This window comes from Mycobacterium sp. RTGN4, from assembly GCF_033804635.1.
GTDB lineage: Bacteria > Actinomycetota > Actinomycetes > Mycobacteriales > Mycobacteriaceae > Mycobacterium.
The window spans coordinates 1-253 of record NZ_JAPZLB010000053.1 but is presented as its reverse complement, the minus strand read 5'-3'; the positions used below and the strand labels follow the sequence as shown (position 1 = coordinate 253).

Sequence of the window (253 nt, the reverse complement as noted above, 5' to 3'; positions counted from 1 at the left end):
CGGAGTCACCGCTGCCAAGCCGGGCTCGGCGATGACCCCGCTGCCCGGGATCTCGGCCAAGATCGTCGACGATGACGGCAACCAACTCGAGCCGGGCACCGACCACGGTGAGCAGGCCAGCGGCTACCTCGTGCTCGACAAGCCATGGCCCTCGATGCTGCGCGGGATCTGGGGCGACCCCGAACGCTTCAAGGAAACCTATTGGTCGCGCTTCGCCGAGCAGGGTTGGTACTTCGCCGGGGACGGCGCGCGC

At 68.8% G+C, this 253-nt stretch carries 1 pseudogene; it reads left to right on the top strand.

The window, feature by feature from the left end:
- A pseudogene (locus SLQ30_RS33225) lies at positions 1-253 on the top strand (AMP-binding protein); the annotation flags it as partial.